Origin of the sequence: Clostridium sulfidigenes (assembly GCF_052067195.1) — a bacterium.
Lineage (GTDB): Bacteria > Bacillota > Clostridia > Clostridiales > Clostridiaceae > Clostridium_J > Clostridium_J sulfidigenes.
In genome coordinates this window covers 100,759-113,960 of the sequence record NZ_JBQHQR010000013.1, presented here as the reverse complement: position 1 = coordinate 113,960, position 13,202 = coordinate 100,759, and the positions used below count along the sequence as shown (strand labels likewise).

General features: G+C 30.5%; 17 protein-coding genes. All 17 read left to right on the top strand.

Annotated features, from left to right (window positions below):
- The first annotated feature begins 1 nt into the window (after position 1).
- The 17 genes from ACTNBA_RS14620 to ACTNBA_RS14540 all read left to right on the top strand — a co-directional run bounded on the left by ACTNBA_RS14620 (position 2) and on the right by ACTNBA_RS14540 (position 13,145).
- Positions 2 to 883, top strand: coding sequence for an aminoglycoside 6-adenylyltransferase (locus tag ACTNBA_RS14620; protein ID WP_441074958.1), 882 nt, complete (start codon positions 2 to 4; stop codon positions 881 to 883).
- A gap of 220 nt (positions 884 to 1,103) precedes the next feature.
- Positions 1,104 to 1,901 carry a class I SAM-dependent methyltransferase gene (locus ACTNBA_RS14615; RefSeq protein ID WP_441074957.1) on the top strand — a complete coding sequence of 266 codons (798 nt, stop codon included), beginning with the start codon at positions 1,104 to 1,106 and terminating at the stop codon, positions 1,899 to 1,901.
- Positions 1,902 to 1,931: 30 nt separating this feature from the next.
- Positions 1,932 to 2,453, top strand: coding sequence for a GNAT family N-acetyltransferase (locus tag ACTNBA_RS14610; protein ID WP_150845741.1), 522 nt, complete (start codon positions 1,932 to 1,934; stop codon positions 2,451 to 2,453).
- 147 nt (positions 2,454 to 2,600) lie between these two features.
- A complete protein-coding gene (locus tag ACTNBA_RS14605) occupies positions 2,601 to 2,858 on the top strand; it encodes a S66 peptidase family protein (protein ID WP_441074955.1) in 258 nt (85 codons plus the stop codon).
- Positions 2,859 to 2,905: 47 nt separating this feature from the next.
- Complete coding sequence (locus tag ACTNBA_RS14600) at positions 2,906 to 3,982, top strand: hypothetical protein (RefSeq protein WP_441074954.1); 1,077 nt, start codon at positions 2,906 to 2,908, stop codon at positions 3,980 to 3,982.
- A 168-nt stretch (positions 3,983 to 4,150) separates the two neighbouring features.
- A complete protein-coding gene (gene cutA, locus ACTNBA_RS14595) occupies positions 4,151 to 4,483 on the top strand; it encodes a divalent cation tolerance protein CutA (RefSeq protein ID WP_441074953.1) in 333 nt (110 codons plus the stop codon).
- A gap of 48 nt (positions 4,484 to 4,531) precedes the next feature.
- The gene (locus ACTNBA_RS14590) at positions 4,532 to 5,029 is read left to right on the top strand and encodes a GNAT family N-acetyltransferase (protein WP_441074952.1); all 498 of its coding nucleotides are present in this window, start codon (positions 4,532 to 4,534) and stop codon (positions 5,027 to 5,029) included.
- A gap of 61 nt (positions 5,030 to 5,090) precedes the next feature.
- Positions 5,091 to 5,630: a GNAT family N-acetyltransferase gene (locus tag ACTNBA_RS14585; protein ID WP_441074950.1), complete on the top strand. Its 540-nt coding sequence runs from the start codon at positions 5,091 to 5,093 to the stop codon at positions 5,628 to 5,630.
- 153 nt (positions 5,631 to 5,783) lie between these two features.
- Positions 5,784 to 6,317, top strand: coding sequence for a GNAT family N-acetyltransferase (locus ACTNBA_RS14580; protein ID WP_441074949.1), 534 nt, complete (start codon positions 5,784 to 5,786; stop codon positions 6,315 to 6,317).
- A gap of 80 nt (positions 6,318 to 6,397) precedes the next feature.
- On the top strand, positions 6,398 to 6,970 hold the full coding sequence (locus tag ACTNBA_RS14575) for a GNAT family N-acetyltransferase (protein WP_441074948.1): 573 nt from the start codon (positions 6,398 to 6,400) through the stop codon (positions 6,968 to 6,970).
- 39 nt (positions 6,971 to 7,009) lie between these two features.
- A complete protein-coding gene (locus ACTNBA_RS14570; RefSeq protein WP_441074947.1) occupies positions 7,010 to 7,771 on the top strand; it encodes a GNAT family N-acetyltransferase in 762 nt (253 codons plus the stop codon).
- A 141-nt stretch (positions 7,772 to 7,912) separates the two neighbouring features.
- Entirely contained in the window at positions 7,913 to 8,476 is a 564-nt protein-coding gene (locus ACTNBA_RS14565; RefSeq protein WP_441074946.1) for a GNAT family N-acetyltransferase, read from the top strand.
- Positions 8,477 to 8,500: 24 nt separating this feature from the next.
- Positions 8,501 to 9,022 carry a GNAT family N-acetyltransferase gene (locus ACTNBA_RS14560; RefSeq protein ID WP_441074945.1) on the top strand — a complete coding sequence of 174 codons (522 nt, stop codon included), beginning with the start codon at positions 8,501 to 8,503 and terminating at the stop codon, positions 9,020 to 9,022.
- Positions 9,023 to 9,078: 56 nt separating this feature from the next.
- Positions 9,079 to 9,603 carry a DNA topology modulation protein gene (locus ACTNBA_RS14555; RefSeq protein WP_441074944.1) on the top strand — a complete coding sequence of 175 codons (525 nt, stop codon included), beginning with the start codon at positions 9,079 to 9,081 and terminating at the stop codon, positions 9,601 to 9,603.
- Positions 9,604 to 9,633: 30 nt separating this feature from the next.
- Positions 9,634 to 10,389, top strand: coding sequence for a nucleoside phosphorylase (locus ACTNBA_RS14550; protein WP_441074942.1), 756 nt, complete (start codon positions 9,634 to 9,636; stop codon positions 10,387 to 10,389).
- A gap of 76 nt (positions 10,390 to 10,465) precedes the next feature.
- A complete protein-coding gene (locus tag ACTNBA_RS14545; RefSeq protein ID WP_441074941.1) occupies positions 10,466 to 11,848 on the top strand; it encodes a TldD/PmbA family protein in 1,383 nt (460 codons plus the stop codon).
- 1 nt (position 11,849) lies between these two features.
- Positions 11,850 to 13,145, top strand: a complete 1,296-nt coding sequence (locus tag ACTNBA_RS14540) for a metallopeptidase TldD-related protein (protein WP_441074940.1) — start codon at positions 11,850 to 11,852, stop codon at positions 13,143 to 13,145.
- Positions 13,146 to 13,202 lie beyond the last annotated feature (57 nt).

Sequence of the window (13,202 nt, the reverse complement as noted above, 5' to 3'; positions counted from 1 at the left end):
CATGAGAACTGAAAAGGAAATGTTTGATTTAATATTAGGTGTTGCAAATAGAGATAGCCGAATTAGAGCTGTTTATATGAATGGTTCTCGGGCAAACCCTAATGTGAAAAAAGATATTTTTCAGGACTATGACATTGTTTATGTAGTTACTGAAACAGAATCTTTTCTGAGAGATGAAGGATGGACAAGTGTTTTTGGTGAGCCAATTATTTTCCAAGAACCTGATAAGCTTGATAAAATGCAAGGAATAGATGTTGATTTTAAAAATGGTTATACTTATTTAATGCAGTTTACAGATGGAAATAGAATTGACTTGCATATTCAGCCTATGGAAATGCTAATAAAGGAATATGGAAAAGATAAGTTAACTGTTCCTTTACTTGATAAAGACAGCTGTTTACCACAAATACCATCAACAACTGATGAAGATTATTGGGTTAAAAGACCTACCTATGGACAATATTTTAGTCGATGTAATAATTTTTGGTGGGTAGCACCATACTGTGCAAAGGGACTTTGGAGGGAAGAAATTCTATTTACAATAGAAGTAATGAATAGTTATGTACGACAAGAATTATTAACTATGTTATCTTGGAAGGTTGGTATTCAAACAGAATTTAAAGTAAGTATAGGGAAAGCAAATAAATATTTAAAAGAATATTTGGATTTAGATGTATGGACAAGGTTAATGAGTACCTTTAATATGAGTGATTATGATTCCTCTTGGAATGCATTAATTACAACATGCCAGTTATTTGAAGAGATTGCACCTGAAGTAGGTAAAATATTTGGATATGAATATAATTATGAAGAAGCTAAAAGAAGCTTTGAGTTTATAAAGCATATCAAAGAATTACCGAGGGATGCTGCAGAAATATACTAATTATAAGTTAGCCTTGATTTTTAAAATCACAAAGGAGCATAGGAGAATATGATATGTAGATTAGCTAAAGAAGAGGATTTAGAAGTTATCGCAGAAATGAGATGGCAACATGAATATGAAGAGTAAGGCTTTTCAATCAAGAATGAGGTAATGGAGCTAGAACTATAGAAATTTAGGACAAAGAGGGTAGACCCACAATTTTAGGTAAGGTGGTATTTAGATGAAGATAGAGGATATTTCAAAGATAGAACAGGAAGCGGATAGAGTTTCAGCTCTTTATGATATTTTTGATGAAGGTTCAAGATTATCTACAAAGGCAAGGCAAGTGGAGTTTTTAACAACGGTAAGGCAGATTGAAAAAAATCTTAGACCAGGTATGAAAATACTAGATTTAGGAGCTGGAACAGGAGAATATAGCTTGTACTTTGCAAAACGGGGATTTAATGTAACTGCCATTGAGCTAGTTGAAAAACATGTTATGCAAATAAAGGGAAAAGTTGATTCTCAAATGTCCATGGAAGTATTTCAAGGTAATGCAATGGATATATCTATGATTAAAGATAAAACTTATGATATTGTATTATGCTTTGGTCCCTTATATCATTTGTCAAAAATTCAAGATAGGATGAAGTGCATAGCAGAAGTAAAAAGAGTTTGTAAGAAGGATGGAAAGATGTTCTTTGCATTTATATCTAATGACATGGTTATTACTACGGAAACTATGCTCTATGAAGAAGATTTTTTAAAGGGAAATAACTATAATCATGACACCTTTAAAGTTGTAGACTTTCCTTTTGTTTTCCATACAGTAGACCAGTGTAGAAAGCTATTAAGAGAATCTGACTTAAAAATTACGTCAGAGGTTGCTACAGATGGATTAAGTGAACTCTTGGCAGATAAAATAAATAATATGGATGAGGAAAGTTATAGTAAGTGGCTTAACTATCATTATTATTGCTGTGAAAAGCCTGAGTTTTTAGGTACAAGTAACCACCTTTTATTTGTAGCAGAGAAGTAAATATTAAATTCATTGTGAATTGAGGTGTAAATGATGATTGATTTGGTACAGCCAGAACTCTGTCTTGAGGAAAAATTTATTGAAATGTTTAATGACTATAATAAAAATGACGAAGATGTGATTGAGAGAAGGTATTCTAGAGCAAATTATGATTTTAAAAGTTATTTAGATTATCTTAAGAATAGGGAAAAGGGAGTTAATCTAGAAGTGGGACACGTTGCATCATCAGAATGGTGGCTTTTAAATGAAAACAAGGATATTTTAGGAACTGTTAGATTAAGATATGAGCTTAATGAGACAAACTATGAAGAAGGTGGACATATTGGTTATGATATATCACCAAGGTATAGAAGAAAGGGATATGGAAAGTTAATATTAAATTTAATATTGGAAAAAGCAAGGGTGCTAGGACATAGAACAGTTTTAGTAACATGTGACTTTGATAATATTGGTTCTAAAAAGATAATTGAGTACAATGGTGGAAGGTTAGAAAACACTGTAATTTCAAAGGAATCAGGTAAAGAGGTATTAAGATATTGGATAGAACTTTAATTGGAAAGGATTTCTTTTTACCACAGATAGCTATGGAAAAGTATATTATTTAAGATATATATTTAATTGGTATATGATATATGAACTATAGTGATATAAATAATATGAAAGATAAAGTCTACAAGAATTAAAGGAATGAAGTTATTATTGGACTGGAGGAATTTACATGAATTTGATAGAATTTCGGGAATAATCCTTGGAAAACATGAGTTGTTTGACGACTTAAAGACAGGTAAAAAAACATATGAAATATTATTAGAAGTGTTAGGCAATAAAAAATTACCATTCATTGCAGATTTCGATTGCTGTCATACACATCCAATGATGACTCTACCAATAGGATGTGAGATTGAACTTGATGCTACAAACAAGAAAGTAAGTATTATTGAGGAATGGGGCTTATAGGGTATTGCGAATTTAACAATGTTTACTAATTACTGGAGGGAGAATTTATGGAAACATATATAAAAAAGAAATTGCAGGAAAGAAACCATAGAATAATTGAAGCTATTATCAAAAAGGCAGAAAATGTATGTCCAGGCTCCATTGCATTAATAGGAATTGCCGGTTCGTTCCATTCTGGTGATATCTATGAAAAATCCGACTTAGATTTATGTATCGTTATTAATGATGATAGTGGTTGGAAAGTTGCATCGTGCTTTATCATTGAGGATGTAGCTTTTGATATATATTGTACTCCATGGAATAGACTCGAGGAAATGTCAAAATATAATGATCCCTATATTACAAAACTAATAGAGTTAGATATTGTTTACTGTAATGATGAGAAGTACATGCAGAAATATATGAAATTAAGATCAGTTGTTATAAATAAACTAAATGAAGAATATTCAATAGAAAATATTGAGAAGGCTGAAAATTTTGTCAATGAAGCAATGAAAGGATATGGAAATGTAATGCTGAGTAATAAATACGGTGAATGTAGATATGAGGCAGCAAGTATTTTATATTATATTGAGTTTGCTATTTATATGTATAATAAGTCATATGTAAAAAGAGGTGTTAAAAGAGTCCCAGAAGAAATTTCCACAATGAAATACCTTCCCATAGGTTTTAATGAATTATATTGGAATTTAATCAAAGCGGCAAGTATTCAAGAGATTAAAGAATCATCAACAATGTTAATGAAATCACTAAAAGATTTTGCAAAGGAAATGAAGGATAAAGTTATTTCAAAAAAGGTAATCTCCCAAGCTGATATTATTGGCACATATGAAGAAATTTATTCTAATTGGAAGAATAAAATGTATCATGCTGCTGAAAAGGGTGATATCTATTTATCATTGATGACAGCTGCCAGTTGCCAACAATTCTATGACGAAATGTATAGTAAATACGATATTGCTAGAGCAGACCTAATGAAAAATATCACTCCAGATAACTTAGCTTTATCAGCAGAAGAATTTGATAATTCAATGGAAGAATATAAAAAGAACTATGAAACACTTGGTGTGGAGATTAAATGTTACAAAAATTTGGATGAATTTGAAAAAATGTATTTAGGGTAATCAATGATTTTAATTAGAATAGTAGCAGTTCATGATACTAATAATATTACCTAGCCGTATATTCAATATTAAAGAATGAGTGGAACAATGAAGCATTGGAATCTATATAATTTGATTATCTAAGAATTAAATTAATAAAATAGCAAGAATAGAAGAGGTATTATGTTTATGGAATTTAAAGAAGTAAAAATCGAAATATATGTTCCAGAAGAATATGTAATAGAATTAAGAGATGAACTTAATAAAGTGAATGTTTGCAAAATTGGAAACTATGATAATGTTATCTCGATAACAAATGTTAGAGGATATTGGAGACCTTTAGAAGGTTCAAATCCTTTTAATGGTGAAGTAGGTAAAGTATGCGAGGGTCAGGAATGTAAGATTGAGATAAGATGTAAAAAAGAATATGTTATGAATGCTATTAAAGTTATTAAAAAAATTCATCCATATGAAGAACCACTAATTAATATTATTCCAATTATAAATGAATTATTTGAATAAAAAATAATTCATTTAAATTAGATGGATAAAGGTTATAGGAGGAGTTTTATGGTTGAGCTGCGTTATCCAATAATAGAAGATGCTGAGGATTTCTTTAGAATACTTACCGAAGGAAAGTTTGAATTTTATTATTCAACAATTACCGGAAGTATTGAATTGGAGAGAGAATGGATTAAGAGACGAGAGTATAAAAGAGAAAATAATCTTGAGTATAATTATTCAATTATTCATGAAGATGCTGTGATTGGTGGATGTAATATAAAAATATTTCAAGATAGTCCTCACGTTGGAGAAATAGGTTATTTTATAGATAGAAATTTTTTTAATAGGGGCATTGCAACCGAAGTTGTGAAGGAGTTAGAAAATATTGCTTTTAATGATTTGAAGTTAATAAGACTGGAAATTCGTATGGATCCACGAAATAAAGCAAGTGAAAGAGTGGCAATAAAGAATAACTTTAAAAAAGAAGGCTTATTAAAAAAGGTTATGAAGTTTGAGAATAACTATTATGATAATTTGCTCTATGCAAAAATAAATGAAGAATAACCAAAGGAGAGATTAAAAGAAAAGATTCAATTGTAATAAATTTAAAGGAGAAAATAAAATCATGAAAATATGCTTTGAAGAATTTAAAGATGAAATTGATATTCTTATAGGATTTTTAACATCAGATACTTGGGAATTTTATGGAACACCGAACCAAAATCCTGAAAGAATTAGAGAGAGCTATGAAAAACATTATTATACTGGGGATGACTGCAAAACATTTTGGGTTATTCTAGATGAGGGTATAAAAGTGGGAATGATAAGAATTTATGATTTACAAGATGATAGCCCGTTGTTTGACATAAAAATTTTGAGCAAGTATAAAGGTATGGGAATTGGGACAATTACAGTGAAGTGGCTTGTTGATTATATATTTAATAATTACTCTGATAAGGAAAGGATAGAGGGAAATACAAGGCAGGATAATTATGCAATGAGATGTGTATTCCATAAGTGCGGTTTTGTTAAAGAGGCACACTATCGAAAGGCATGGGGAAGTAAAAATGGAAAACTATATGATGCAATTGGTTATGGTATTACAAGAGAAGATTGGCAAAATGGAAAAACTACCCCAGTAAATTGGAATGACTTTAAGTGTTAATCATATAAATAAACAAAATTCTTATTTGACGGATTATAAAGATGTAGTAGTACAAAAATAAAATAGATAAATTTTAGTTAAGCTTATTCACTTATTGTACAAGTTTAACTAAAGATAATGATGAGAATTACAATAAAGAAAGAAGATTTTAAAATGATAAATATTAGTATAGAAACAGAAAATCTAATTATAAGACCATTTTTACCATACGATGCAAAGGATGCAGTATATTATAGTCAACAACCCAATGTGTCTTACTGGCTGTCTGATATGGTTTTGCATAATGAGTCAGAAGCACTTTCTTGGATAAATTGGCTAAATGAAAAGTTTAATATAAATGAGCCTTTTATAATATTGGCAATTGAATATAAGGTGGAGCATAAATGCATTGGTGTTGTGGGAGTTCATGCAAAAGCTGAAATAGATAATGAAGTTGAGATTTTATATGGTATTTCTGATAGCTACCAAGGGAATGGATATGCAACAGAAGCAGCTAAAGCGCTAATTCAGTGGGTTTTTGAAAATACTGAATTAAAGTCTTTAACTGCAATCGTAAAGCCAGAGAACACTTCATCTAAAACTGTGATTAATAAACTTGGATTTAATTATGTTGACGACAGAGTAGTACTATATGATGGTGAAATGTGTAAGTTTAATTATTATAAATTATATAATAGTCATTCATAATAATTATACTTTATATATTATGGTAGTAAAACAATACTAAAGGAAAGTAAAGGAACTTAAATTAAAAAGGGGAAATTTATATGTTGACACATAAGGGGACACAAACAATAAATACAGATAGGCTTTTACTGAGAAAGCTTGAAATTGAAGATTCCAATGACATGTTTAAAAACTGGGCAACAGATAGTGAAGTAACAAAATTTTTATCTTGGAAGCCCCATGATAATGTAGAAGAAACTAAAGAAATTATAAAACAGTGGACTTTGGAATATGAAAATGATGATAACTATAATTGGGCTATTGTGTTAAAAGATATTAGAGAAGTTATAGGTGAAATTTCTTTGGTGAGAATAAATGAAAAACATTATTCCTGTGAAGTAGGATATTGTATGTCAAGAAAATATTGGAATATGGGCATAATGACTGAAGCATTGAAGGCTGTGATTGATTATTTATTTTCTGAAATTAGATTTAATAGAATAGTAGCACTTCATGATACTAAAAATGGTGCATCAGGAAAGGTAATGAATAAAAGTGGAATGAAGTATGAAGGAACATTAAGACAAGCTAGTTTCAGTGAGAAAAGAGGCTTTTATGATTTAGCGATATATGCCATATTAAAAGATGAATGGAATAGTGAAAGTAGAAGTTAAAATAGAGAAAGTTCTATGAATATAAAGGAGAATATTGATATGTATACAAAAAATGAAATTATAGAAATTGCTAAGGCTCAGTTAGCTCTGGATTATAACTGTGAGGTATCTGATTTTGAAAAAGAAGTAAATACAATAGTTGAGAATAAACTTGTTGAAGGTAGAAGAATTTATGATAATGATGGATGTGCTCTAAAAATACTATGTTTTGGAAACAAAGCAATTATTAGTACAACCCTTACATTGATACCATGGTTTGAAGAAAAATTTATTAATGCAAGTGCGGCATGGCTATTTGAATATCCTAAACTTAGGGCTATTGATAAAAAGTTACAGGAGGTTGGACATGAGATAGCAGATGCTCACCATTATTATCTACCAAATCCTGATGTGCAAGAGATGGATAAACCTATTTATGATATAAAATGGTATGAGCAAGAAGAAATTTTGAAGTTTGAGGGTGATAAGAGATTTGGAGAAGCTTTTTTATTTGATAAAAATCATCCAGATATGCTTGCAGTTTCTGCTTGGGATGGAAATGAAATAATTGGCATGGCGGGTGCAAGTGCAGATAGTAAAACTATGTGGCAAATAGGTATTGATATTCTGCCAGAGTATAGAGGTAAGAGAATAGGAACAACCTTAGTTAAACTTCTAAAGAATGAAATTTTAAAGAGAGGAAAGGTTCCTTTTTATGGAACGGCGGAATCCCATTTTCACTCACAAAATATTGCTATAAATTCAGGATTTTTCCCAGCATGGGCAGAACTTTATTCGAAAAGTAATTCTAAGGAAAGTTAGTGATATTAAACTATATAAGGAATGTGGTTTTGATCACTTAAACATGATACAGCTTAGAAAAAATTATGATAAATCCTTAGATAAGAATGAGCACATAGAAGTTTTAGGTTTTGATTTTATAAAGTATTAAAGGAGATATTTATGATAGAGGGAAAAGGTGTAATTATAAGGCAACTTGAAATAGGTGATGAAGAATTTTTATATAAATGGTGGAATGATGGAAGCTTTATGTCTCATGCTGCCTTAGTCTATGGTACTTTAGAGAGTAAGACTTCAATAAGAAATAGTATAGAGAAGGAAGTCTTAAATTCACAGTTATATGCTGCAAGTAAAAGATTTATAATCTGTAAAAAGGATGGAATGACTCCTATAGGGGAGATGAATTATTGTGGCTGGGATAAAAGAGAACAAAAATGCGAATTTGGAATAAAGATTTGGAAGGAAGAGCAAGGAAAGGGCTATGGAAAGGATGCTTTAAGTCATTTTATAGATTTTATGTTTAGATTTTTAAATTTAAATAAGATTGAACTTACGAGCATGATAGATAATAAACGCGCTCACAGTTTATATAGAGCTTTAGGCTTCAAAGAAATTGGAATTATAAGGGAAGGGTTCTTTGATAGTAGAACAGGAAAGTTTTCAGATGTAATGTACATGGATTTATTGAAAAGGGAATGGATTGATATTAGAGAAGAAGTATTGTAACAGATACATCAGAAGGAGATAATTATGATTTTAAACCAAGTTATAGGAATTGAAACTGAGAGATTAATTATTAGAACAATGTCACTTAGACTTATAACAGAAGTCTTAAATAATGATATAAATGCATATGATCATATAGGTGTAAATTTTAATGAAGAATGGCCAAGCTCCGATATAATGCCTGCGTTACCAATATTTAAGGCTCAGCTAGAAAAGAAACTTCCTGATGGATATGGACCTTGGATTTTTATTGATAAGGCTGACAATACCATAATTGGTGATGGTGGATTTAAAGGCTGTCCAAATGAGATTGGAGAAATTGAAATTGGTTATAACATAGTTGAAAGCAAAAGAATGCTTGGGTATGGCTATGAAGCAGTTAATGCTTTGATAGAATGGGCATTTTCTCAGGAATCTGTGAAGGTAATTACGGCAGAATGCTTAAGAGATAATATGCCCTCTATTAATTTATTAAATAAGGTCGGAATGACTAAGGTTAGAGATGATGAAGAATTGGTTTATTTATCCTTAGATAAGGGCATTTAATAGTATAGTGCTTATCATGGAATAAATTATTAAGGATAAGGAGAATATCGATAAATATGAATAAGATTGCTGTAATAGGTAGTGGTGGTTCAGGTAAATCTACATTTTCACGTAAGTTAGGAAACATATTAAATCTTCCTGTATATCATCTAGATACTATGTATTGGAACCCGGGTTGGATAGAGACGCCAAAGGGTAAATGGGAGAGTGTAGTAAGAGAATTAGCTGATAATGATCAATGGATTATAGATGGAAACTATAGATCGACTATGGATATAAGGTTAAACTCAGCAGATACAATAATATTTCTTAATATGTCAACTCTACTTTGCACCTATAGAATTATAAAGAGAAGATTTATGTTCAAAGGGAAAAAGAGACCTGATATGACAGAGGGATGTGAAGAAAAGCTAGATTTAGAGTTTGTTAAATGGGTATTGAAATTCAATAAAAATGAAAGACCTAAGGTTTTGGAAAAGCTCAAAAACTATGAAAATAAAAAGAAGATAATAGTGCTTGAGAATCCAAGAGAAGTAGATGAGCTTCTTAGGAATTTAAAAGAAAATCAGAATGGTGAGTAAAGTTGATAAGAGTGTAAAGGAGATGGAAAAATGAGTATAATTCACAGTTTTGATGAAAGTATGGAGGCCATAATAAATCCAAAGGAAGTAGTAGGGAGAATTGAAGGTTTTCCTAAAGTAGTAATAGCCACTTTTTCTCATAAAGTAATGGAGGTTTTTTCAAAGTTAGAAGGTGTAGTTCAAGTAGGAGTTATAAGGTCAGTAAATGGTGACGTAATTATTTATAAGATGAATTACAAGGGTAAGGAGATAGGATTTTATATGACTCCAGTAGGAGGCTCCTTTGCAACAGGTACCCTTGAAGAAATTATAGCTATGGGAGCAGAGAAGGTTATAGTATATGGCTCTTGTGGTTCATTAGATAAAAATATTACAGCTGGACATTTAATTGTTCCAACTGATGCATATAGAGATGAAGGGGTAAGTTATCACTATATGAAGCCAAGTGATTATGTAACTATTGAAAAGGCTGATAAATTGGCAAGTATATTAAATGATTTAAAAATTCCCTATGTTAAAGGAAAGATTTGGACAACTGATGCAATTTATAGAGAAACCATAGGAAATATGCAAAAAAGAAAGGCTGAAGGATGTATTGCTGTGGATATGGAATGTGCATCACTAGCAGCTATGTGCAAGTTTAGAGGAGTAGAGTTTTTTCAATTTCTATACTCAGCAGATAACTTAGATAGTGAAAAGTGGGAAAAAAGAATTCTTGGTAATTTAGACTTAAGTGAAAGAGAAAGATATATGATGATAGCCTTTGAAATTGCAAGTAATATATAAAATCATTTTAAAATAAATGTAATTAATGTATAATAATAACAAGGGAGTGTAAATGCTCATTTTAGGGGGGAAGTTTATGATTATATCAAATTTCAGTAAATATTCTAATTTGCTAAAGGGGTATACGGAACTGCGATGCCAAGAAAATTCATCCATAGGTATAATGATGACAAATGGCAATTTGATTCAGAATATTAGATCATCTTCTAGTGGTATTTCTGCAAGAGTAAATGTAAATGGAGCATGGGGATTTGCTTCTAATTCTAATATTAAGGATGAAAGTATTAGACAAGTACTAAATATTGCAAGACAAAATGGGGAATTTTTAAATTCTAAGTCAGTGAGTAGGCATATAGAGTTAATAACTTCAAACTATTCTATAGAAAAATCATTTGCTACAAAGAAGGTAAGATTAACTCAAAAGCAGTTAATAGAATTTACTAAAGAGATAGATAATTATATTATAAAAAAATATAGTAATTTAGTTAGCAGAAGTATAAGAATTAATGAATTAAATATGGAAAAAAGTCTTATTACATCTTCAGGAGCTGAATTATATTCATTTTTACCAAGAGCAAATATAATGATAGAATTAGTGGTTAATGATAATAATGGTGTACCTGTTGAATTGTATGAAATTATAAGTGGATTGGGTCAATTTGAAGATAAATTTTTAAAACCAGATGATCTATATGAAAAAATAGATAAGACTTATGAAAGACTAAGAGAAAAGGCTGAGGGAGTATATGCAAGTGGTGGATTAAAAGAGTGTATATTGGCTACAGATTTAGCTGGTATCCTTGCCCATGAAGCAGTTGGACACACTACAGAGGCAGACGTTGTACTAGCTGGCTCTATAGCAAATGAATATATGGGCAAAGAGGTAGCTAGTCCGTTAATTACTTTAGTGGATTATGCTAATACGGCATTTGGTGATACATGTCTAGTACCTATATATATAGATGATGAAGGAACTAAGGCAGAGGATGTAACTATAATAGATAAGGGCATTTTAAAGGGATATATGCATAATAAAGAAAGTGCAAATAGGTTTAATGTAGCACCAACGGGAAATGCAAGAGCCTATGAGTTTTCAGATGAGCCTATAATAAGAATGCGAAACACTTGTATCCTTCCAGGAACGAATAAACTTGAAGAAATGATTGCTTCTGTAGAGGATGGATACTATCTAATGAATCCTGGTAATGGTCAAGCTGATGCTACTAGTGAGTTTATGTTTGGAGTAACTATGGGCTATGAAATAAAGAATGGAAAGCTAGGTAAAGCCATAAAGGATACCACTATATCAGGAGTGGCCTTTGATATGTTAAAGACTGTTACCATGGTATCTGATGACCTTTCATGGTCAAATAGTGGAATGTGTGGTAAGAAACAACCTATAACTGTAGGTATGGGTGGACCTGCAATAAAATGTAGTGTAAATATAGGGGGAAAATAGTATGGAAAATAGAGAAATAGCCTTATATTGTATTGATAATATAGTGAAGCAAGGGGCGGATAAGTCTCAATGCATTCTTAAAAGTAATAAAAAATATGAGTTGAATTTTGGAAATGAAGATATAACTCTTTTAAGAACAACTATTGATACTAACATAGATTTAGTAGCTATAAAGGATGATAAAAAATCTACTATAACCTTAAATAAACTAGAAGAAGAAGCAATAAATACAAAAATTAAAGAGTTAATGGAGATGTGTGAATCAGCAGAGAGTGATCAGTGTAATGATATTGCAGAAGAGCAACCTAAAGAGGAATTTAGTAGTGGAGCTAGTGAGCCAGACTTAGATAAGATGTATGAATTTACAAGTGTGTTTTTAAAGAAACTAAAGGAAGAGTTTCCGCAGGTTAAGTTTGTGGATGGAACTACCTTAGAATTCAATAGTAGTGAAACTAATTTTTTAAATTCTAATGGTGTAGACTTTAAAATAGTAGAAGGAATATATAGAGTTGACATAGGGTTCTTGGCAAAGGAGGGTGAAAAATCTACATCTTTTACAGGTTTTGGTTATTTATTTAATGAATTACCTTTAGATTTTATGGAGTATGCTGATGTTAGACAAAGATTTAAGGATATAGTTAGTCAACTTAATTGCGAGAGAATGAAGGATAAATTTATTGGAGATATAATTTTAACTCCAGAGTTAGTAGTAGAAATGCTATATTACTATAATATAAATTTTCTTGGAGATAGATCACTAATTGGTGGTACAAGTATTTTAAAGGATAAATTAAATGAGAAGGTTGCTGATCATAATTTTACGGTTAAATGCATGCCATTATGTGATGAGATAGCTAATAAAAACTTCATAACTGCAGATGGATATAAAACAGAGAATATAAGTATCATAGAAAATGGGATATTAAAGTCATTTATTATAGGATTATATGCTGCAAAGAAAATTGGAAAGCCAGTTACTAAAACTGACTTTAATATAGTTGTGGATAATGGAGATAAATCCATAGAAGATATAATAAAATCGACTAAAAAAGGAATAATTCTAGGAAGATTTTCAGGAGATATGCCAGCATCAAATGGAGATTTTTCAGGAGTAGCTAAAAATAGTTTTTATGTTGAAAATGGAGAAATTAAGTATGCCATAACTGAAACTATGATAACTTCAAATTTAAAGGATATGTTTAATAATATAGAAGAAATCTCTATAGAAACTTTAAATACTGGAGAATCTATAACTCCTTGGATGAAGATTAAGGGTGTAACTATTTCAGGAAATTAAAATCATAAAAGCTCTATGACTGAAGACTTTTAGTCATAGAGCTTTGCTATATATTGT

Bases quoted from the DNA above. Each gene is read 5' to 3' on its own strand.
- ACTNBA_RS14620 (WP_441074958.1), top strand. From the start codon at position 2: ATGAGAACTGAAAAGGAAATGTTTGATTTAATATTAGGTGTTGCAAAT.
- ACTNBA_RS14615 (WP_441074957.1), top strand. From the start codon at position 1,104: ATGAAGATAGAGGATATTTCAAAGATAGAACAGGAAGCGGATAGAGTT.
- ACTNBA_RS14610 (WP_150845741.1), top strand. From the start codon at position 1,932: ATGATGATTGATTTGGTACAGCCAGAACTCTGTCTTGAGGAAAAATTT.
- ACTNBA_RS14600 (WP_441074954.1), top strand. From the start codon at position 2,906: ATGGAAACATATATAAAAAAGAAATTGCAGGAAAGAAACCATAGAATA.
- cutA (WP_441074953.1), top strand. From the start codon at position 4,151: ATGGAATTTAAAGAAGTAAAAATCGAAATATATGTTCCAGAAGAATAT.
- ACTNBA_RS14590 (WP_441074952.1), top strand. From the start codon at position 4,532: ATGGTTGAGCTGCGTTATCCAATAATAGAAGATGCTGAGGATTTCTTT.
- ACTNBA_RS14585 (WP_441074950.1), top strand. From the start codon at position 5,091: ATGAAAATATGCTTTGAAGAATTTAAAGATGAAATTGATATTCTTATA.
- ACTNBA_RS14580 (WP_441074949.1), top strand. From the start codon at position 5,784: ATGATAAATATTAGTATAGAAACAGAAAATCTAATTATAAGACCATTT.
- ACTNBA_RS14575 (WP_441074948.1), top strand. From the start codon at position 6,398: ATGTTGACACATAAGGGGACACAAACAATAAATACAGATAGGCTTTTA.
- ACTNBA_RS14570 (WP_441074947.1), top strand. From the start codon at position 7,010: ATGTATACAAAAAATGAAATTATAGAAATTGCTAAGGCTCAGTTAGCT.
- ACTNBA_RS14565 (WP_441074946.1), top strand. From the start codon at position 7,913: ATGATAGAGGGAAAAGGTGTAATTATAAGGCAACTTGAAATAGGTGAT.
- ACTNBA_RS14560 (WP_441074945.1), top strand. From the start codon at position 8,501: ATGATTTTAAACCAAGTTATAGGAATTGAAACTGAGAGATTAATTATT.
- ACTNBA_RS14555 (WP_441074944.1), top strand. From the start codon at position 9,079: ATGAATAAGATTGCTGTAATAGGTAGTGGTGGTTCAGGTAAATCTACA.
- ACTNBA_RS14550 (WP_441074942.1), top strand. From the start codon at position 9,634: ATGAGTATAATTCACAGTTTTGATGAAAGTATGGAGGCCATAATAAAT.
- ACTNBA_RS14545 (WP_441074941.1), top strand. From the start codon at position 10,466: ATGATTATATCAAATTTCAGTAAATATTCTAATTTGCTAAAGGGGTAT.
- ACTNBA_RS14540 (WP_441074940.1), top strand. From the start codon at position 11,850: ATGGAAAATAGAGAAATAGCCTTATATTGTATTGATAATATAGTGAAG.